The following is a 19,426-nucleotide window of genomic DNA, read 5'->3' as shown; positions in this document are numbered from 1 at the left end:
TTCACAGAGACATCGGAGGGTTCGGCCCATGCCTCCCGCTTTCTCCGCCGCGGAAAAGGCCCGTATCACCAAGCTCCTGCTGGACAACGGCGAGCGGCTGTTCACCACCCAGGGCCTGCGCAAGACCTCCCTGGAGGACCTGGTCGCCGGCACCGGGATCGCCAAGAGCACCTTCTACGTCTTCTTCGACTCCAAGGAGGCGCTCTACCTGGACCTGATGCTCGCCCAGATGGCCGAGGTCAAAGGCAGGGTCATCGACCAGGCGCTGTTGAAGGAATCCGACACCCGCGCCGGGCTTCGGGCCTTCCTGCACGCCACCATCGCCGAGCTGCGCGACAACCTCTTGTACAGCAGGCTCGTGACGCATCCCGAGGAGATGGACGCCGTGGTCAGGAAGCTGGACCCGGAGCGCGTGACCGCCGCACCGGACAACCCGGTCACCGCTCTAATGTCCTTCCTGACCGAGCACACCGACGACCTTGTCACCGACGACCCGGCCGTGATCATCGGTGTGCTGCAGGCCGTCCTCATGCTGCCTCTCCATCGAGACCGGCTGGCCAGCCCCGACCTGTACACGAAGATCCTCGACCTGCTCATCGACATCATCTCCTCCGGCCTCACCCGGCCCGCGGGTGCGTGACGACCACGCTGAGGCCACGGCCCCTGGGCCGTACTCGTGCCATCAAGAGATCATGTCCGGCCAATAGCTCCCGAGCTCCCGTTCCATTTACCGCCGGAACCTACACTCGACCGGCCCGCGTTCGGCAAGATCGCCGCCAAGGCGCACTCCGGCGACGCCCCGACGGTCTCGGAGCTGTTCCAGCTCTGCCGCGACCTGCTCGACATCCACGCCGTCCGCAACTGGTGCCAAGCCCGCGGCCGGGCAGAGCCTTTCGCTTGTGCCGCCCAATCCGCCAGCCGGGAATTTGTGACTGACTGACTCTGGCAGCGCCGAGGAACCGCAAACGGTTCTCTGGAGGTAGCAGAATGTGATACACGCCACATGTGAGGAGTACGACGTGGCGACGCAGATCGCCGTCTCCCACCATTACTGGGCGGTGGACGGCCGGCTCGAGACCCGTTCGACGCCGCATCGCTACGTGTGGCCGGCCGAGCTCGACCTGATGGCACGGCTGGCCGGCATGACCCTGCGCGAGCGATGGGCGGGCTGGAAGCACGAGCCGTTCGCCGGCGACAGCCGCAACCACGTCTCGGTGTGGGAGAAGGCGTCGTGACTTCTTATCATCGCGGCATGACGCTGCCGAACCAGGAGCCGCGGCCCAGCCGGCGGGCGGTGCTCCTCGCCGCCGGTGGGCTGCTCGCCGGGTGCGCCGAGCAGCCCCAGATCGGCAAGGTCGACCTGCGCCTGGCCACCGGGCCGGCCGGGGCGGTCTACCGGCGCATCGGCGGCGTGCTGGCCGGCCACATCTCCGAGCAGGTGCCGGGCGCCACGGTGCGCACCGTGCCGAGCGGGGCGTCCACCGACAACATCCGCATGTTGCGGGCCGGGGAGGTGCAGCTCGGGCTGACCAGCCTGGACGCACTGATCAGCCCCGACGGCAGCGCGCCCGAGGGCCTGTCGGCGATATGCAGACTGTACGAGAGCCACCTGCATCTCGTGGTCATGGCCGGTTCGCCGATCGACGAGTTCGGTGACCTGAAGGGCAAGCGCGTCTCGCTCGGCGCGCGCGATTCGGGCACCGAGTTCACGTCGCTGCGGGTGCTGGAGCTCGGGCCGGTGGACGCCGACGGCCGCTACCTCAGCCAGGCCGCGTCGGCGGCGGCGCTGCGCGACGGCGAGATCGACGCGATGTTCTCCCTCACCGGTGTCCCGACACCCGCCATCACGGAGCTGGCCCGGCGGCACGCGATCCGGCTGATCCACCTGGACGAGCAGGCGCCCGCGCTGTTCACGAAGTTTCCGGGTCCCTACACCCCGGCCACGATCCCCGCGACCGCGTACACCGGGGTGCCCGCCACCCGCGCCGTCGCCGTGCCCAACGTGCTCCTCGCCCGCAACGACCTGCCCGGCGACCTGGTCCACGCCATCACCGACACGATCTTCACGCACACCGGCACGCTGCCCCCCGCCGCGCCGGGCGCCGCCGGAGCCGTTCCCGACGCCGTGCCCGAGGCGTGGCAGATCAACGTACGGACCGGGATCTCCACCGCGTCGATCCCGCTCCATCCGGGCGCGGCCGCCTGGTTCCGCGAACGCAAACGCTGACCCGGAGGCGGATCGGGGCGGGGTCCTCGGCTCAGGCGGGCGCCGGGGCCTCGGATGACGACGGCACCCGGGGCACGGCGGGCAACGCGACCACCGCGGCGAACCCGTGCCCCGACCCGTCCGGGCGCGGCAGCCCGTCCTCCAGCCGCAGCTCGCCCCCGGCCGCGCCCACCAGGTCGGCGCAGATCGCCAGCCCGAGGCCGGTTCCGGGCACGTTCTGGTGCCGGGGCGAGCGCCAGAACCGCCGCAGCGCCTGGGTTCGCTCCGACGGGTCGATCCCCTGCCCGTCGTCACGGACGATGATCGTGACCGCCCCTCCGGCCGCGGAGCCGTCACCGGCGTTCGCTGGATCGATCCGGGCGGTCACCTCCACCACCCGGGCGTCCGACAGCCGCAGCGCGTTGCTGATCAGCTCGTCCAGGATGCTGCCCAGCCCGCCCGACGGCTCCAGCAGCCGCAGCCCCGGCGGCACGTCGACCGTCAACGTCTGTCCCGCCGTCTCCGTCAGTGCCCGCCACCGCTCCACCCGGGTCGCCAGCACGGCGTCGAGGTCCACCGGCGACGCCGTCCGTATGCTCTCCATCCGCGCGCTGGCCTGCAGCGCGTTCAGCATGCGCTGCATGGCTTTCAGCTCGTCGACGGCGACACCGTACACCTGCCGCCCGCCGCCGTCCGCGCCGAGGTGCGGTTCCAGGCTCTCGACGGCGAGCCGGAGGCTGGTCAGCGGGTTGCGCAGCTGGTGCGAGGCGTCGGACACGAACGCCCGCTGCCGCTGCACGGCGTTCTCGACGGCGTCCATCATGGTGTTGAATGACTCCGCGAGCCGCCGCAGCTCGGCCGGGCCCGCCTCGGCGTCCGCGCGGATGGTGAGGTCGCCCTGGGAGATGCGGGAGCTGGCCGCGTCCAGTTCCCGCACCGGGCGCAGCACCCAGGCCGACACCGGCCAGGCGACGGCCATCAGCGCGATCAGCGGCAGCAGCCCGAGCCCGGCGAGCCTGGCCCAGCGGGTGAGGATGCGGGAGCGGGTCTTCGACAGGTCGGAGATCGTGACGACGGCGCCGACGACCTCGCTGTCGCGGCCCACGGGTTCGGCGACGACGAGCGCGGAGTCGTCCCACGGCGCCCATTCCCCTGAGGGTTCCGGCCGGGCTCCGGCCAGCGCCGCGGTGACGATGCGGGGCAGCGCCGGTTCGTCGCGCGCCGCCTCCTGGTACGCGCCGGCGGGCCCGAGCAGCACCGTGCCGGACGTGTCGATCACGGCGACGGGGATGCCGTACAGCTCGTGGTAGCGGGTCAGCTCCTGCTGGAGCGCCTCGGTCCTGCCGGTGGACAGGGCGGTCTCGGCCAGCGACGAGAACCGGCCGACGTCGTTGAGCCGGTCGACGTACGTCTCCTGGATCTCCCGCTCGGCCACGGTGACGCTGAGCGGCACCCCGAGCGCGGTGACGAGCAGCACCGCGAGAGGCACCAGGACGACGAGCAGGCGACGGTGCATGACGGGTCAGCCGGTCGGCTCCGGCCGGTCGGCCAGGAGCCGGTAGCCGACCCCGTGGATCGTACGGATGATCTCGGCCGGGCCGAGCTTGTGCCGCAACGCCGCGATGTGGGTGTCGAGGGTGCGGCTGGAGGACTCCCAGGTCGCGCCCCAGATCTGGTCGAGGATGACGTCGCGGCTGACCACGTTGGGCGCGCGTCTGGCCAGCAGCAGGAGCAGCTCGAACTCCTTGCGGGTCAGCGTCACGGGTGTGCCGTCGACGGTGACCTCGCGGGTGCCGACGCTTATCCGCAGCGGGCCGAGGACGACGGGTTCGTCCGGGTGGCTGAGCGCGCGGGCCACGCGGGTGCGCCGCAGGACGGCGTCGATCCTGGCGAGGAGTTCGGGGATGCCGAACGGCTTGACGATGTAGTCGTCGGCGCCGGCGCGCAGGCCGCGTACGCGCTCGTGTTCCTCCGAACGCGCCGTCACGGCGATGACGGCGGTCTCGGGGCGGTCGCGCAGCTTGCGGATCACGTCGAGCCCGTCGCCGTCGGGCAGGCCCAGGTCGACGAGGACCACATCGGTCGGGGCGGCGCGCACGGCCTCGGCGGCGGTGGCGATGCGGTGGACCTCGAACCCGGCCTGAGCCAGGACGGTCACCAGACCCCGCGCGACGCGGTCGTCATCCTCGATGATGGTGATCCGCATACCGGATTGTACGGCCCGGTCGAACGCTGGCGTTAGCCCGTTCTTGGGATTTCTTTGACATCCTGCGCATTCCTTGGGATTCCTTTGACACCATCCGCGCCCCTGCCAGCCCAGACTGAGGCCGCGCACTCACCGAAAGAACGCGAATGCGCAAGAGGGAGCCGCGACATGAGAACGTCCAGCAGATACCGGGTCACCGCGCGGATGATCGCCACGATCGGCGTCGTTTCGCTCATCGCCGCCTGTTCCGGCAACGGAGGAGGCGGCAACGCCGACGCCGGCGGCGACACATATCCGGGCGACAACATCACGTTCGTCGTGCCGTTCAGCGCGGGCGGACCGACCGACACCGTCACCCGCATGATCGCCGAGCCGATGGCCGCCAAGCTCGGCGGCAAGATCGTCGTCCAGAACGTCGAGGGCGCGGGCGGCACGGTCGGCGCCGGCGAGGTCGCGCGGGCCGAGCCCGACGGCTACACCCTGCTCATGCACCACATCGGCATGTCGACGGCGCCCGCCCTCTACAAGGACCTGGGCTACCAGCCGCTGGAGAGCTTCGAGACGGTCGGGCTCGTCACCGAGGTGCCGATGACGGTCGTCGCCCGCAAGGACTTCGCGCCCGCCACGCTCAAGGACCTCGTGACCCACGTGAAGGCGAACGCCGACAAGGTCACCCTGGCCAACGCCGGCATCGGCGCCGCATCCCACCTGTGCGGCCTGCTGTTCCAGACGGCCGCCGGGGTCAAGCTCCAGGAGGTCCCGTACGAGGGCACCGGCCCCGCGCTGACCGACCTCGTCGGCGGCCAGGTCGACTTCATGTGCGACCAGACCACCAACACCAGCGGCCAGATCAGCGCGGGCGAGGTCAAGGCGTACGCGGTCACCACGCCTGAGCGGGTGAAGAGCCTGCCCGACCTGCCCACCACGGCCGAGGCCGGGCTGCCCGGCCTGGAGGTCAGCGTGTGGCACGGCCTCTACGTGCCGAAGGGCACGCCGCAGGACGTCGTGCAGAAGTTGTCCGAGGCGCTGAAGGTGGCGCTCGCCGACCAGAGGGTCATGGACCAGATGGCCAAGCTCGGCACCACGCCGGTCCCCGCGGAGAGCGCGACCCCGCAGGCGCACAGGACCAAGCTCGAGGAGCAGCTCGGCACCTGGGGCAAGGTCATCGCGGACGCCGGCGTCGAGGCATCCTGAGATGGAGCGCCGCCGGTCCTTCCCCGACGTCCTCGCCGGGGCAATGTTCGTCCTGCTCGGCGGGGCGTTCGTGGTGGGGTCGCTCGGCTACGAGCTGGGCACCCCGCTGCGGATGGGCCCCGGCGCCTTCCCGCTGCTGGTCGGCGTGCTCGTGGCCGCGCTGGGCCTGGGGATCGTCGTCAAGGGGCTGGTCGCCGGCGAGGTGATCGTGTTCGGGCGGATCCCCTGGCGCGCGGTGGGCGTCATCACGCTGGCGCTCGTGTTCTTCGGCTTCACCGTACGAGGGCTCGGGTTCGTGCCCGCGTCGGCGGTGACCGCCCTGCTCACCACGCTGGCCAGCTCGCGCGTACGGCCCCTCATGGCGGTGGCCGTGACCGCCGGGCTGACCGTGGCCAGCGCGCTCATCTTCGTCGTCGGACTGCAACTGCGGCTTCCGCTCTGGGGCCCGTGGCTGGCGTTCTGACGCGACATCCGGATTGAGGCATGGAACTTCTCGACAACCTCGCCCTGGGCTTCTCGACGGCCCTCCTGATCCAGAACGTCCTCTACTGCTTCGTGGGAGTGCTGCTCGGTACGGCGGTCGGCGTGCTGCCCGGCATCGGGCCGACGGCGACGGTCGCGATGCTGCTGCCGATCACGTTCAACTTCGAGCCGGTGACAGCGCTGATCATGCTGGCCGGCATCTATTACGGCGCACAGTACGGCGGCTCGACGACCGCCATCCTGATCAACCTGCCCGGCGAGTCGTCGGCGGCGGTCACCGCGCTGGACGGGCACGAGATGGCCAGGCAGGGCAGGGCCGGCCCGGCGCTGGCCTCCGCCGCGATCGGGTCGTTCATCGCGGGCAGCATCGCCACGGTCGCCCTCGCCGTCGCGGCGCCGCCGCTGGCCCGCGTGGCGTTGCAGTTCGGCCCGGCGGAGTACTTCTCGCTGGTGCTGCTCGGCCTGATCGTCTCGATCGCGCTGGCGCGCGGCACGGCGCTCAAGGCCCTGGCGATGATCTTCCTCGGGGTCCTGCTCGGCACGGTCGGCCAGGACATCTACACCGGCACGCCGCGGTTCGTGTTCGGCCAGCGCGAGCTGTACGGCGGCATCGACTTCGTGTCGGTCGCCGTCGGCATGTTCGGCGTCGCCGAGATCCTGCGCAACTTGGAGAACGAGCAGACCCGCACGGCGGTCGTCAACAAGGTGAAGAACCTCTGGCCGACCCGCGAGGACCGGCGCAGGATCGTCGGCCCGATCCTGCGGGGCACCGGCCTCGGCGCCGCGCTCGGCGTGCTGCCCGGCGGCGGTCACGTGCTGGCCTCGTTCACCTCGTACGCGGTCGAGAAGCGCATCTCGAAGCGGCAGCGGGAGTTCGGGCACGGCGCGATCGAGGGCGTCGCGGGGCCCGAGTCGGCGAACAACGCCGCCGCACAGACGTCCTTCATCCCGCTGCTCACCCTGGGGCTGCCCGCCCACCCGGTCATGGCGTTGATGGTCGGCGCGTTCATCGTGCACGGCATCACCCCCGGCCCGAACGTCATCACCGACGAGCCGGCGCTGTTCTGGGGCCTGATCGCGTCGATGTGGATCGGCAACGTGCTGCTCGTGCTGCTGAACCTGCCGCTGATCGGCATGTGGGTGCGCATGCTGCGCATCCCGTACCAGGTGCTGTTCCCGATGATCATACTGTTCGCCTCGATCGGCACGTACTCGCTGGGGTTCAACGCCTTCGACGTGTACGCGATCGTGCTCTTCGGGCTCCTGGGGTACGTACTGATCAAGTGCGGCTGCGAGCCGGCGCCGCTGCTGCTCGGGTTCGTCCTCGGGCCGCTGCTGGAGGAGAACCTGCGGCGGGCGCTCATCATCTCCCGGGGCGACGCGACGGTCTTCCTGACCCGGCCGATCTCCGCCGTGCTCCTGGCCGTGGCCCTCGCGGCGCTCGTCGTCGCCGTCCTGCCGGCGATCCGCAGGCGCCGCGAGATGGTGTTCACCGAGGAGGACTAGAACGGACTAGAACCCTTCTCGTCGTCGGAGGGAGTCAGGAAGTCCTGGAACTCGCGGTGCCTGAACTGGTACGTGGCGCCGCTGACGCGCAGCAGCCGCGCCTCGCAGGCCCAGTCGAGGAAGGCCCACAGGCGCAGCGGCAGCAGGCCGCGCGTGGCCGCGACGACCAGGCCGATCATGGTGCGGGCCCAGGCGACCGCGCCGAAGGCCAGGCCGAAGGTCACGCCGCCGATGAGCGCGTACACCAGCGACTCGACGATGTCGTGCGTCATGACGAACACCAGGAGGGCGGCCACCCCGCCGGTGAGGCCGAACGCCAGCCCGATCACCGGGTTGCGGCGCAGTGCCTCCCGCGGGTGGGCCAGCTCCGTGTCCCTGCTCCAGCCCCCCGTGGCGATCCTGAAGGCGATCCCGAGCGCGAAGGCGAGGACGAAGGCCCCGGAGACCCCCGCGGCCAGCGGCAGCGGGCCGGCGTGGGCCAGTTGCAGCGGCGCCAGCCCGGTGAGCGCGCCGCACAGCCCGAACCCCAGCAGGGTGAGGGGTTCGGCCCTGATCGCCTCGGACACGGTCATGCGCTCGGCTCCGCGCCGGCCGGCCGCCGTCAACCCGATGACCACGCCCAGCGCCAGTCCCCCGGCGCCTCCCGCAGCGACGGCGAAGACGGGGCCGAAGACCCTTCCTCCGGTCAGCACGAGCCCGGCCAGGCCGCCGAGCACGCCGGCGGGCAGGCCCCCAAGGGCGCCCAGCAGGCCGCCGATCACGCGCCGCCGTCGAGGAACCTCGCTCCTCCCACCGGCGGCGGCCGGCCACGGCGACAGCGACAGGCAGATGGCGATGGCCACCCAGCCGGCCATGAGCGCCAACGTGAGCGGATCCGCCGGGCTGCCGGACTGGCCGGCTCCCGAACCGGCCCAGAACGCCAGCATCGCGATGACCGCGAAGACCGCGCAGCCCAGGCAGTGCAACACCCGGACCAGGCGCCGGCCGCCGATCGGCCACAGCAGGTGGGGGACGATGTCGATCGCCGTCAGGCCGGGCGGCGGACGGTCCGGCCCGGCGCCACGGGCGGCCTGCCGGCGCAGGTGGGCGGCCAGGTGCACGAGCCACGACCGGACCTGGTCCGGCTGGTACGGGGTCCCGTGGTCGGCACGGGGCGTGAGGACGGTCGCCGCCGGCACATACGCCTTCAACAGCCGCCTGGCGATCTTCGCCGCCCCGTCGGCGGGGTCGAGGCCGGGATCCGTGCGCAGCAGTTCGGCCGGGTCGGCCCCGGACTCCACGGCGGTCACGGTCAGCAGCAGCCGCCACGGCGTGGCGACGGCCAGGTGCACGGCCTTCGCCGCCGGTCCGGACAGCGCCGCGTGGACGGCGTCGCGGTGCGGGGCGCACGGATGCCCGTCCGGCCAGCGGGCGCGCAGGTACGCACCGATCTGCCGGCCGGTGAGGTTGTGCAGATGGATCCTGGCGGCGTTGTCGAGCACGGCACCGGCCGCGCGAAGCTGGGCGTGGCGATCGGCGCGGCAGGTCACGACGACCGTGCCCGGCCGCCGGCCGGACAGGTCGCTGTAGCGGTTGAGCTCGGCCAGCAGTCCGATCGCCCGGCGCGGCGGGCCGGGCGACGGCTCGGGGTCCAGCTCGTCCAGCCCGTCCACCACCGGCAGCACCCGGCGGTCCCGCACCAGCCGCTGCGCGTCCTTGGCCGCGAGCCCGAAGTCCTGCGCCAGCTGCTCGGCCAGCCACGGTTCGAAGGGCCTGCCCAGGGTCCATCGGGCCGCGTTCAGGCGTACCGGCACCTGCTGGCCCTGGTCGGGGCGTCCGCCGGCGGCCAGCACGGGCTCCAGCAGTTGCAGCACCAGCTCGATGGCGAGCACCGTCTTGCCGGCCCCCGACTCGCCCACGACCAGCAGGCGCTGGGGGCGCAGGCCGCTGAAGTACCGGCCGATCGACAGCAGGTCGTGCTCCGCCTCGCCGTCATCGCCGTACCCGCTGAAGGAGAGCGAGGCGATGGTGTAGCCGCCGAGCAGCCCCTTACGCGCCCTGTCCTCCTCCCTGAGCACGCGCCGCGCCAGCAGCTCGACCGCGGGGTCCTCGCCGCGGACGTCGGCGGGCTGCGCCGGGCCCGCCGGAGCCCCGGGCGTCTCGGGCGTGCGGGCGGCCGGTCCGGCCAGGGCCGTCCTGGCAGCCCGCCAGCGTTCGAGCTGCTCGGGGATCAGCTCGGCCGGGTAGTCGCAGTAGCGGAAGCAGGCGGTGACGAAGGCCCGTACGAAGTCCCAGCGCGGCAGCCGGTCGCCCTGCCGCAGGACGTACGAGGTCGTGCTTCTCGGCAGGGCGTCGACCGTGGTCCCGTCGGAGGTCGTCGTCTGGCCCCCGAGGGCACGCAGCCTGCTCAGGGACGGCTCGCCCGCCCACTGCCTGAGCAGGGCCAGCGTCCCCACGAACTCCGCCGTGCTGCCGGCCTCGGCGGGGTCGGGCGGCCGGAGCCGTTCCGCGGTCATCCGTCCGCCGTCCGCACCAGCGACCATCCGAAGCTCTCCCTGCCGCGCCGAGGCCACCGGCCGTCCACGCATCGGCCCTCCAGCGTCTGGACGTGGCGCGACTCCATCAGGAAGTTGCGGGCCTGGTCGGCCGCGACCAGGTCGCGGCCGACCGCGATGGGGACGAACCCGTGCCGGGGGATGTAGACCCATCGGCCGCGGTCCCAGTCATAGGGGTCGAACCAGCGGTGGCGGACCGTCCCGGACACGCGCACCTCCGGCCCTTCCCTGGTCAGGACGAACGATCCCTGCGAGCGCAGCAGGCTCATCCTGCTGACGTAGAACAGCTCCGTGCCGATGAAGGCGTTGATCCGCGCGTCCCAGTAGTCGTGCAACCAGCTCGACTCCCCGTCGCCCAGCAGCCTCGCCCGCCGGGCGAGCTGCCGTTCGAACCGGCGCTGGTTCTTGCGCTCCGCCTTTTTGATCACCTTGAACGAGCGCAGCCATCGCGGCGACATCGTCCTCGGCCCGCCCGCGCCGTCCATGAAGTGCTCCAGGAAGTCGGACGCGATCGGGTGGAAGTCCCGCCCGCCGTCGATGATCGAACGGAACAACGCGACCAGTTCGGGGACCGGCCGGCCCGTCCGCCGGCGTAAGCCTCGCAGAAACATGCGCGTTCTCTCCGTGATGAGGGTGGGGCCTGTGTCCTGCTCCATGTCCGGGCTCACGGGCATATCCGGCGGTATTCCTCCTCTCCCACGTGGCTCTCCCATTCCTCACGGGTGAGGGCGCGACCCGCGTTGGCGCATGCCGCGGCCACCAGGTCGGCGGGCCTGCGGACGTTCCAGAGCCGCGCGGTCCCGTCGCCGCCCACGGTGGCGACGGTGGTCCCGTCCGAACTGTAGGCGACGGAGCTCACGCCGCGGGCATGGCCGTCCATATGGGTGCCGAGCCGCCGGTTGACCCGCAGGTCCCACAGCAGCACGCCGCCCCTCGTGGATCCGGTGACGAGGACCCGGCCGTCCGGGCTGAAGGCGAGCGCGCTGGTCGCGCCGTCCTCGGGGATCAGGGCGACGCCGGCCGGGCGGCGTCGCGGCACGTCCCACAGCCGGACGGCGTCGTCGGCGGCCGTGTAGGCCAGCGTCCGGCCGTCGGGGCTGAACTCGAGGTCGTTGACGAGCCCGCCGGCGGCCGCGGGCGGTGAACCGGGGATCTCGCGGCGGGTGGGGACGTCGAAGAGGCGTACCCGGGCGTCGAAGCCGGCGCTCGCCAGCGTCGTGCCGTCCGGGCTGATCGCCAGCCCCGTGATGACGTCGGTGTGGCCGGGGACGCGGATGCGCGGCCCGGTCTCCCTGCGGCGCGCGACGTCCCAGAACACGATGGCCTGTTCCCGCTGGACGGCGACGAACCTGCCGTCGGGGCTGAGCACGGCCACGCCCTTGAGCGTCGGCTCGTGGGCGATCTCGCGGCGGCCGGCGACGTCCCAGAGCCGCAGGCCGTCCGTGCCGGACGTCAGCAGCGTCCGCCCGCCGGGGGTGAACGCGATCATGGCCACCGAGCCGCGAGCGTCCCGGGGCTCAAGCGGCGGACCGGCGGGCCGCTGCGTGGCGACGTCCCACAGCCGGATCGCGGAGTCCTTCCCACCGGCCGTGCCGGTGGCCAGGGTCCGCCCGTCGGGGCTCAGCGCGCCGGCTCCGAACGCGGGCATGGACGTCCCGGCCTGCTGGTGGACCTGCGGGTCCGCCAGACGTACCACGCCGTCGTAGCCGGCCGCGGCGAGCAGTTTCCCGTCGGGGCTGAACGTCACGCGCTCGACGGCGCCGACGTTGACGGCGAGCACGAGCAGACGCTCCCCGCCGGCCGTGTCCCACAGGATCGTACGGCCGCTGGCGCCCGCGGTGGCGAGCCGGGTGCCGTCCGGGTTGAAGACGATCGCGTTGAACCCGGCGGTGCGGTCCTTGAGCACCCTCGTCTGCCTGCCCGTGGCGACGTTCCACAACCGGGCGGTGCGGTCCCAGCTCACGGTCGCGAGGGTGGCGCCGTCCGGGCTGATGGCGACATCGAGGACGGCGGCGGTGTGCCCGGCGAACGGGGCGCCGAGCCGGCGGGAGGTGGCGGTGTCCCAGAGCCGGGCGGTTCCGTCCTGGCCGGCGCCGGCCAGCGTCCTGCCGTCCCGGCTGAACGTCACCCCGAAGATCTTGCTCGATCGCTCAGGGCGGTCGTCGGCCCGGCCCATCGCGGCCCCGCGCGGCCGGTGCGTGACCGCGTCCCACTGCTGGATCACGCCCGCGCTGTCGCCGGTCGCGAAGGTCTTCCCGTCAGGGTTGTACGCGAGCGCCGTCACGACACCCGGGTGCTTCAGCGGGGCGCCCCGCTCGCGGCGGGTGGCCACGTCGTAGAACCGGACGGTGCTGAGGCACGACGTGGCCAGCGTGCGGCCGTCGGGGCTGAAGGCCAGCAGGACGTCCGAGCACTCGTACTTCTTCCGGGTGATCGGCGCGCCGAGCTGCCGCCGCGACGCCGTGTCCCAGAGGCGCGCGGTGCCGTCGGCGCTCCCCGTCGCGACGATCGAGCCGTCGGGGCTGAACGCCAGCGCCGTGACGCCTCGCGTGTGCCCGGTGAGCGTGCCACGGCCGGTACGGGTGGCCGCGGTCAGCACCCGGTTGGCGGCTTCGTCCGTGGGCGCGATCCGCCACGCCGCCACAGCCAGCATCGACGACAGCGCGGTGTCGCCCGTGACCTCGCTCTGCGCGGCGAGCTGACGGGAGATCGCCACCTTGCGCTGGCGATCGGCCTCGTCCGCCGCGTTGACGGCGACGCCGGCCGCGAGCAGGGCCAGCACCGACAGCACCGCCAGGCCGGACATGACGAGGCGACGGCGGCGGCTCGCCCGCCGTGCCTCTCGCGTGGACGCCGCGACAAAGCTTTCGACGATGGGGCCGGGCGGAGGGAAGCTGTCGGGGTCGCGGTCCCAGTTGGGCCGGCTGTCCTGGACCGCCAGCAGCCGGGGGCCCCGATAGAGGAAGGCGGGGTCGCGGTGGTTGCCGGCCCACTGCGCGGCGGCGTCCAGGAGCTGGTCGTACACCGCCTGCGCGGCGAGGTCGGGTTCGAGCCACTGCCGCAGCGTGGGCCAGGCCGTCAGGAGCGCGTCATGGGCGATCTCGGCGGTGTCCTCGTGCAGGGTGAGCAGGCGCCGGTCGGCGAACGCGGACAGCAGCTCCGCGGCCCGGTCCCAGCCCTCCTCCGAGCCGGCCGACGCGGCGGCGCGCAGCTCGGCCAGCGTCGCCCGGCGCCGCGCCACCCGACCTCCCGCGGTGATCACCGTCATCCGCCGGAAGAACCTGAGCACGGCCTTGCGGTCCTCCGGCGCCAGCCCCGCGAGGGCCTCGTCGGCCGTACGCCGCACGGAGTCCCGCACCCTGCCGGAGTCCTCGTAACCCCGGAGGGTCAGGGTGCCGTTCTCGCGTCTCTCCCAGGTGTTGCGCAGCGCCTGCGAGAGCAGGGGCAGGGCTCCGGCCTCGTAACGGTCACCGGCGACCCGGCCGGCACGCAGCTCGTCCAGGATGATCTCCACCAGCCCGGGTTCGAGCTCCAGGCCGGCCGTGGCGGCGGGGCCGGTGATGGCCAGCCTGAGGTCCGGCTCCGTCATCGGCTCGACGATGACCTGGCCGTCCTGGATGGCCTCGGCGAACTGCGGGTAGGCGGCGCAGCGATCCCAGTAGTCGGCGCGCACGCCGACGACCACCGCGGCGCCGTCGCGGCCCTCCGCCATGGCGTGCAGGGCCCGTACGAACGCCTGGCGCTCGTGTTCGTCGGTCACCAGCGTGAACAGTTCCTCGAACTGGTCCACCACCAGCACGAAACGGCCGGCCCGCGCGACCGCCTCCCGGGGATCGTCCCGTAATCGTGCGGCGTGCGCGTCGGCGAACCCGCCGAACGCCTGCGCCCATGCCTGCGCGAGCGCGCCGAACGGCTTCGCCGTCGGCGTCATGAGCAGGCGCGGCCAGTGTCGCGATCCGGGGAGCGGCAACCGCCCTTCGGCCAGTGCCGGCATCAACCCTGCGCGCAGCAGCGACGACTTGCCCACGCCCGAGGCGCCCGAGACCAGGAGGATCGAGCCGTGCCGCGCCGACCGCCGTCCGAGGCGGTCAAGGAGGCTGAGGGTCGCCCGCGCACGCCCGAAGAACAACCCGGCCTTCCCGCCCTCGAACGGCACAAGACCCTGGTAGGGACACTCATCGCTGGAATGGCCGCCCCCATCTCGCTCCGCCATGGCGCTCATTCTGGCCAATCGCCGGTATCCCCATCAATCATGATTGCGACCGACAACCGACGCCATCCCGCCCATCCAATTTCGTCCAATGTCGTCTGAACTGTGGCTTGAACAGCCGAGACGCGGATTCGATGGTCTTGTTCATCCGCACCAGCCAGGGCGACGAGGGGAACGGGGGGTGTCGTGGTCGTGGATCCCGGTGCCGGGATGTCGTTGGGGGCCCTGCTGCGCATGTGGCGCCAGCGGGCGCTGCTGACACAGGAGCAACTCGCCGAACGGGCCGGTCTCAACGTCAGGACCGTACGCCGGCTGGAGAACATGGGGCTGCTGCGGCCGCGCGCCACCTCTGTCCTGCTGCTCGCGAAGGCGCTGGAGCTGGACGGCGCGGAGCTGGAGATGTTGTACGCCGCCGCTCGCGGCCGGCCCGCCGGACCCGACGAACCGCCGCCGGCCGACCCGCGACCGTGGACGGTTCCCCGGCAGTTGCCCGCCGACGTCGCCGTACCGGCCGTACGGGAGCGCGAGCTGGCGATCCTGATGGAGCACCACAGCGTCGTCTGCGTCGACGGCATGGCCGGCATGGGCAAGACGGCGCTGGCCGTGAGCGCGGCCCACCGGCTCGCGCCGCTGTTCCCCGACGGTCAGCTCTTCGTGGACCTGCATGCCCACGCCCGGGCCACGGCACCGGTCGATCCGGGCGCCGCCCTCACCCGCGTGCTGCGCGCCCTCGGCGTTCCCGGCGAGCACATCCCCTGGCATCTCGACGACCGCGCCGCGTTGTACCGGAGCGTGCTGGCCCAGCGGAGGATCCTGGTCGTCCTGGACGACGCCGCCGACGAACACCAGGCGAATCCGCTGCTGCCGGCCGCCCCGGGCTGCCGGGTCATCATCACCAGCCGTCGCCGCCTGGCCTGTCCCGGCGACGCCAGGAACCTGTCGCTGGACGACCTGCCGGTGCCGGAGGCGGTCGCCCTGTTCACCCGTCTGGCGGGGCGGGAACGGGACGCGGGCACATCCGTGGACGTCCTGGCCGAGGTCGTACGGCGCTGCGGGCTGCTGCCCCTCGCCATCCGCATCGCCGCCGCCCGGCTCCGGGCGCACCCCGCCTGGGACGTGCGGCATCTGCTCGACCGGCTGGCCACCGACCGGCTGGCCGAGCTGGTGGCCGGACGGCACAGCGTCGTCGCCGCTCTCGACCGGTCCTACGAACGGCTGCCCGCCGAGCACCGGCAGGTGTATCGGCTGCTGGGCTCGGTCGTCCGCCCGGTCTTCGGCCTCGACGCGGCCGCCACGCTGCTGGACGTGACGCCGGCGCAGGCGAGGCGGCTGCTGGACGAGCTGCTGGACGCCCATCTGCTGCAGGAGCCGGCCCCCGGGCGGTACCGGCTCCACGACCTGGTCCACGGCCACGCCTCGGCGTTGTGGTTGTCGGCCGCGCTCGGCGGCTCGGCGGAGCGCGAGATCTCGGCCTTCGAGCAAATGGCCGGTGTGCGCCTCGGCGCCGAGTGACCGCCCCGATCCTTCATGATCACCCGTGTTTCATGAAATTTCATTACACGGGAGATTGCGGGTCGGGGCATCCGCGCTGCTCACGGCCGGTACGGGCGGCACATGCGCGTTCCGGCCCGCCGGCCCTTGTTGACAGCCGACGAGGCCTCCCGTGAAGGTAACAGTCAACCGCCGCCTCCACGTCGACAGGTAACACGGCGGCTGGGAGCGCTCCCATCATCCCGGACCATTCCGCCGGACAGACGGAGAACGCACGATGCAACCGCACGGACCCGCCGTACCCACCCGCCGGACGCTCCGCGTCCTCACCATCGTGGCCGCCGCACTGCTCTGCCTGCTGCCGTGGGCCCAGTCCGCCTCGGCTCACGGCTCGATCATCGACCCTGCCTCTCGCAACTACGGCTGCTGGCTGCGCTGGGGCGACGACCACCTGAACCCCGCCATGCAGCAGGAAGACCCGATGTGCTGGCAGGCCTGGCAGGCCGACCCGAACGCCATGTGGAACTGGAACGGCCTCTACCGCAACAACGTCGGCGGCAACCACCAGGCGGCCGTACCCGACGGCCAGCTCTGCAGCGGCGGCCGGACCGAGGGCGGCCGCTACAACTCCCTCGACGCCGTCGGCGCGTGGAAGACCACCGACATCAGCACCAACTTCCGGCTCCACCTCTACGACCAGGCCAGCCACGGGGCCGACTACTTCCGCGTCTACGTCACCCGCCAGGGCTTCGACCCCGCCACCCAGCCGCTCACCTGGAGCAGCCTGGAACTGGTGCGCGAGACCGGCAGGTACGCCCCGAGCCAGGACATCACCTTCGACGCCAGCGCGCCCGGCCGCAGTGGCCGCCACGTCGTCTTCACGATCTGGCAGGCCTCGCACATGGACCAGGCGTACTACATCTGCAGCGACGTCAACTTCACCTGAGCCGCCCGCAGGAGAGGGCCCGGCCAGCGATCCGGGTGCCGTCACCGCCCGCCGCCCGCGACACCGCGGGCGGCGGGGCACGTCCATGCGTAGGGTGGACGGTCCCGCGCGAGGACGCGAGCCGGCCTGCCGGCCTCACACTTGGGTGCCGTGTCCCGTCGAACGGGTAAGGACAGATGCGACCGAGGGAGCCCGCGGCACCATGACCACCCCCTCCGAGCCGGCACCCGCCCGCCCCGGTCCGAACGAGATCATGAGCGAGCGGCGTCACCTGATCAACCTCGCCTACCGGCTGCTCGGATCCCTGGCCGACGCGGAGGACGTCGTGCAGGAGACGTACGCCCGCTGGTACGCGATGTCCCGGCAGCGGCAGGACGCCGTCGACATCCCCGGGGCCTGGCTGACGACGGTGGCCAGCCGCATCTGCCTGGACCTGCTCGGCTCGGCGCGGGCCCGCCGTGAGCGCTATGTGGGCTCATGGATTCCCGAGCCGCTGCCGGAACACGGCGAGTGGGACGCCGGCCGTACGGACGCCGCCGCGAGCGACCCGGCCGACCGGGTCACCCTCGACGAGTCGGTCAACATGGCATTCCTCGTCGTGCTCGAATCCATGACCCCGGCGCAGCGGGTGACGTTCATCCTGCACGACGTCTTCCGCTACCCCTTCGCGGAGGTGGCCCAGATCGTCGGGCGCACTCCGGCGGCCTGCCGCCAGCTGGCCTCCTCGGCCCGCCGCCGCGTCCGCGCCGCGCAGCCGCCGGCGGCTCCCGCGGCCCGGCAGGCCGGCCTCGTCAGGCAGTTCAGGCAGGCGTGGGAGGCCAAGGACATCGACGCCCTCGTCAACCTGCTCGACCCCGACGTGACGGGCATCGCCGACGGCGGCGGGGTCGTCGACGCCGTGGTCCGCCCGATCAGGGGCCGCGAGCGCCTCGCGCGGCGTTTCGTCGAGATCTCCCGACTCGCGCCCGACGTGGTCATCCTGGAGCGTACGGTCAACGGCCGCCCCGGACTGGTGGCCCAGCAGGACGGCGCCACCGTCGTGGTGTTGGCGTTCGACGTCGCGGGCGAGCGGATCAAACGCATCTGGGCCGTGCTGAACCCCGACAAACTCCGGCCGTGGACGACGGGCTGAAATTCGACCCGGCCGCGTTATCCGAATTTCCGGTACGCCGGAAATCCCGGCGGCCACAAATAGCGCCCCGGGCGGCGAATCACCAGGGCGGTCATATGGCTCCCGGTCATCTTCTTTCGTGGGCGAGCGGCCGCGAGGGCGCGAGGAGCGTGGACAGCGCCCAGCGTCCCGGGCCGAGTACGGCGACGAGCAGGAACCCCCAGCAGAAGAGCGCGGCCTTCTCCCCGCCGTTCTGGATCGGGAAGAGCGCCTGCGGCTGGTGGACGAAGAAGTAGGCGTAGGCCATGCTGCCCGAGCAGATCACGGCGGCGGCACGTGTGCCCAGGCCCAGCATGACGAGGACGCCACCGGCCAGCTGGATCAGCGCCGCCCACCAGCCGGGCCACTGCCCGATGCCGGGCGCCGCGCCGTACGGACCGCCGAGCACGCCGAAGAGCGTCGCCGCGCCGTGGCAGGCGAACAGCAGCCCCATCACGATCCGGTACAGAGCCAGGAAGAGCCCCTGATTCTTGATCAGTGAATCCACCGCGGTGTCCTTTCAAAAGGGGTTCGGACAATCATGGGAGCGCTCCCAACCAGGTTCTCCGGGAATGCCATAAATTGTCAACGCCGTGGCAATCGGGACGTCGGCCGACCGGCGCCGGATATCCGCGCCAAATGGCCGGACACCGCAATCGTCAATATGCCGGTCCGTGAAACTTTCATCCGCGCCGGACACCGTAGGACCCCGCGAGCCGGCGACGCGACGCCCTCCTCGCGGGCACCACGGCGGCACTGGTGGTGATCGTCGCGACGCGCGGGCGGCTCGGTCACCGGCCGCCCAGGAACCCACCCAGGAGGTCGCTCGTCAGGAGCGAACCGCCACGACACGGAAGAGAGCGTGGGACGGGTGGCCGATCCCACACCCGCCATATGTCGTTTTGGTGCAAACGGGACATCACGGGAGTGCCTTCTCAGCCGCCATGACGAGTGATCCACTTTTTCTGTCAATCGCATTGACAACGGCCTGGTTCCGGCCGATGCTTTCCTCGCTGCACGCCCGTTTTTTGACCACCGCGCCCATTATTTGGGCATCCGGGAGACGCCCACGCCGTGTTCGCGATTGATCGCCCGAGACCCGAGGCAGGACGCGCCCCAATGCGCCCCATGGAGGGCGGCGTGGGACGGGCAGCCCGCATCGGTGGCATACCGACCTGCCCTTTGCCGCCGGCGAGAGCGAGCGCGCCGTGAACGTTCTCACCGATTCGACGACCCGGTTGCTCTCCCGCTGGTGCGATCTGCCCTGCTCGCCGATCGCGTCCTCCCTCGCCCGTCGCTGGGTGTCGGCGATGCTCGTCTCCTGGGAGCTGCCCCTCTCCCCCGCCAACGAGGCGACGATCGCCGAGCTGACCAGCGAGCTGGTCACGAACGCGGTCCAGCACGCGGCCCCGCCGCCGTCCGGATCCTCCGGGATAAGGATCAACGTACGGGCCGGAGCCGCCACGATCTGGCTGGCGGTCTGCGACCACGACCCGACCC

At 72.0% G+C, this 19,426-nt stretch carries 16 protein-coding genes; 10 read left to right on the top strand and 6 right to left on the bottom strand.

Going from position 1 to position 19,426, the window contains the following annotated elements:
• Positions 1–28: 28 nt before the first annotated feature.
• The 3 genes from E1267_RS10830 (at position 29) to E1267_RS10820 (ending at position 2,227) form a co-directional block, all read left to right on the top strand.
• Positions 29–640 carry a TetR/AcrR family transcriptional regulator gene (locus tag E1267_RS10830; protein ID WP_132332292.1) on the top strand — a complete coding sequence of 204 codons (612 nt, stop codon included), beginning with the start codon at positions 29–31 and terminating at the stop codon, positions 638–640.
• A 379-nt stretch (positions 641–1,019) separates the two neighbouring features.
• Positions 1,020–1,235: a hypothetical protein gene (locus E1267_RS10825; protein WP_181957780.1), complete on the top strand. Its 216-nt coding sequence runs from the start codon at positions 1,020–1,022 to the stop codon at positions 1,233–1,235.
• A gap of 17 nt (positions 1,236–1,252) precedes the next feature.
• Positions 1,253–2,227, top strand: a complete 975-nt coding sequence (locus E1267_RS10820) for a TAXI family TRAP transporter solute-binding subunit (protein ID WP_132332291.1) — start codon at positions 1,253–1,255, stop codon at positions 2,225–2,227.
• 31 nt (positions 2,228–2,258) lie between these two features.
• On the opposite strand, the gene E1267_RS10815 is transcribed toward E1267_RS10820, so the two are convergent.
• Together E1267_RS10815 and E1267_RS10810 are read right to left on the bottom strand one after the other, a co-directional pair.
• Complete coding sequence (locus E1267_RS10815; RefSeq protein WP_132332290.1) at positions 2,259–3,722, bottom strand: sensor histidine kinase; 1,464 nt, start codon at positions 3,720–3,722, stop codon at positions 2,259–2,261.
• Positions 3,723–3,728: 6 nt separating this feature from the next.
• Complete coding sequence (locus E1267_RS10810) at positions 3,729–4,412, bottom strand: response regulator transcription factor (RefSeq protein ID WP_132332289.1); 684 nt, start codon at positions 4,410–4,412, stop codon at positions 3,729–3,731.
• A 168-nt stretch (positions 4,413–4,580) separates the two neighbouring features.
• Between E1267_RS10810 and E1267_RS10805 the strand changes: the two genes are divergently transcribed.
• Genes E1267_RS10805 through E1267_RS10795 form a run of 3 tightly spaced genes read left to right on the top strand, consistent with a single transcriptional unit; the run spans position 4,581 to position 7,595 of the window.
• The gene (locus E1267_RS10805) at positions 4,581–5,606 is read left to right on the top strand and encodes a tripartite tricarboxylate transporter substrate-binding protein (protein ID WP_165959553.1); all 1,026 of its coding nucleotides are present in this window, start codon (positions 4,581–4,583) and stop codon (positions 5,604–5,606) included.
• Position 5,607: 1 nt separating this feature from the next.
• A complete protein-coding gene (locus E1267_RS10800) occupies positions 5,608–6,069 on the top strand; it encodes a tripartite tricarboxylate transporter TctB family protein (RefSeq protein WP_132332288.1) in 462 nt (153 codons plus the stop codon).
• 20 nt (positions 6,070–6,089) lie between these two features.
• Complete coding sequence (locus E1267_RS10795) at positions 6,090–7,595, top strand: tripartite tricarboxylate transporter permease (RefSeq protein ID WP_132332287.1); 1,506 nt, start codon at positions 6,090–6,092, stop codon at positions 7,593–7,595.
• Here E1267_RS10795 and E1267_RS10790 read toward each other — a convergent pair.
• From E1267_RS10790 to E1267_RS10780, 3 genes are read right to left on the bottom strand one after another with little or no spacing between them, the layout of a single operon-like run.
• Complete coding sequence (locus tag E1267_RS10790) at positions 7,592–10,117, bottom strand: NACHT domain-containing protein (protein WP_132332286.1); 2,526 nt, start codon at positions 10,115–10,117, stop codon at positions 7,592–7,594. The genes E1267_RS10795 and E1267_RS10790 overlap by 4 nt on opposite strands.
• Positions 10,087–10,740, bottom strand: a complete 654-nt coding sequence (locus tag E1267_RS10785) for a hypothetical protein (protein WP_132332285.1) — start codon at positions 10,738–10,740, stop codon at positions 10,087–10,089. Before E1267_RS10785 ends, E1267_RS10790 begins: the two co-directional genes overlap by 31 nt.
• Before the next feature lie 53 nt (positions 10,741–10,793).
• Positions 10,794–14,342 (bottom strand): NACHT and WD repeat domain-containing protein, encoded by a 3,549-nt coding sequence (locus E1267_RS10780; protein ID WP_132332284.1) that lies wholly within the window; start codon positions 14,340–14,342, stop codon positions 10,794–10,796.
• Between the two features lie 207 nt (positions 14,343–14,549).
• Here E1267_RS10780 and E1267_RS10775 point away from each other — a divergent pair, with 207 nt between their 5' ends.
• The 3 genes from E1267_RS10775 to sigJ all read left to right on the top strand — a co-directional run bounded on the left by E1267_RS10775 (position 14,550) and on the right by sigJ (position 17,908).
• Complete coding sequence (locus E1267_RS10775; RefSeq protein ID WP_132332283.1) at positions 14,550–15,851, top strand: ATP-binding protein; 1,302 nt, start codon at positions 14,550–14,552, stop codon at positions 15,849–15,851.
• A 256-nt stretch (positions 15,852–16,107) separates the two neighbouring features.
• Entirely contained in the window at positions 16,108–16,776 is a 669-nt protein-coding gene (locus E1267_RS10770) for a lytic polysaccharide monooxygenase auxiliary activity family 9 protein (protein WP_132332282.1), read from the top strand.
• A gap of 202 nt (positions 16,777–16,978) precedes the next feature.
• Positions 16,979–17,908, top strand: coding sequence for an RNA polymerase sigma factor SigJ (gene sigJ / locus E1267_RS10765; protein ID WP_132332281.1), 930 nt, complete (start codon positions 16,979–16,981; stop codon positions 17,906–17,908).
• 106 nt (positions 17,909–18,014) lie between these two features.
• Here the strand turns inward: sigJ and E1267_RS10760 are convergent, their stop codons facing one another.
• Positions 18,015–18,434, bottom strand: coding sequence for a DoxX family protein (locus E1267_RS10760; protein WP_132332280.1), 420 nt, complete (start codon positions 18,432–18,434; stop codon positions 18,015–18,017).
• 700 nt (positions 18,435–19,134) lie between these two features.
• Between E1267_RS10760 and E1267_RS10755 the strand changes: the two genes are divergently transcribed.
• On the top strand, positions 19,135–19,426 hold a 292-nt coding region (locus E1267_RS10755; protein WP_425465073.1), incomplete at its 3' end, for an ATP-binding protein.

The organism is Nonomuraea longispora, assembly GCF_004348345.1.
GTDB lineage: Bacteria > Actinomycetota > Actinomycetes > Streptosporangiales > Streptosporangiaceae > Nonomuraea > Nonomuraea longispora.
The sequence above is the reverse complement of the archived record's forward strand: the minus strand, read 5'-3'. Positions and strand labels throughout refer to the sequence as shown.

Coding starts and splice junctions, on each gene's coding strand:
- E1267_RS10770 (WP_132332282.1), top strand. CDS start 16,108: ATGCAACCGCACGGACCCGCCGTACCCACCCGCCGGACGCTCCGCGTC.
- E1267_RS10800 (WP_132332288.1), top strand. CDS start 5,608: ATGGAGCGCCGCCGGTCCTTCCCCGACGTCCTCGCCGGGGCAATGTTC.
- sigJ (WP_132332281.1), top strand. CDS start 16,979: ATGACCACCCCCTCCGAGCCGGCACCCGCCCGCCCCGGTCCGAACGAG.
- E1267_RS10775 (WP_132332283.1), top strand. CDS start 14,550: ATGTCGTTGGGGGCCCTGCTGCGCATGTGGCGCCAGCGGGCGCTGCTG.
- E1267_RS10805 (WP_165959553.1), top strand. CDS start 4,581: ATGAGAACGTCCAGCAGATACCGGGTCACCGCGCGGATGATCGCCACG.
- E1267_RS10790 (WP_132332286.1), bottom strand. CDS start 10,117: ATGGTCGCTGGTGCGGACGGCGGACGGATGACCGCGGAACGGCTCCGG.
- E1267_RS10820 (WP_132332291.1), top strand. CDS start 1,253: ATGACGCTGCCGAACCAGGAGCCGCGGCCCAGCCGGCGGGCGGTGCTC.
- E1267_RS10785 (WP_132332285.1), bottom strand. CDS start 10,740: ATGTTTCTGCGAGGCTTACGCCGGCGGACGGGCCGGCCGGTCCCCGAA.
- E1267_RS10830 (WP_132332292.1), top strand. CDS start 29: ATGCCTCCCGCTTTCTCCGCCGCGGAAAAGGCCCGTATCACCAAGCTC.
- E1267_RS10815 (WP_132332290.1), bottom strand. CDS start 3,722: ATGCACCGTCGCCTGCTCGTCGTCCTGGTGCCTCTCGCGGTGCTGCTC.
- E1267_RS10810 (WP_132332289.1), bottom strand. CDS start 4,412: ATGCGGATCACCATCATCGAGGATGACGACCGCGTCGCGCGGGGTCTG.
- E1267_RS10780 (WP_132332284.1), bottom strand. CDS start 14,342: ATGGCGGAGCGAGATGGGGGCGGCCATTCCAGCGATGAGTGTCCCTAC.
- E1267_RS10795 (WP_132332287.1), top strand. CDS start 6,090: ATGGAACTTCTCGACAACCTCGCCCTGGGCTTCTCGACGGCCCTCCTG.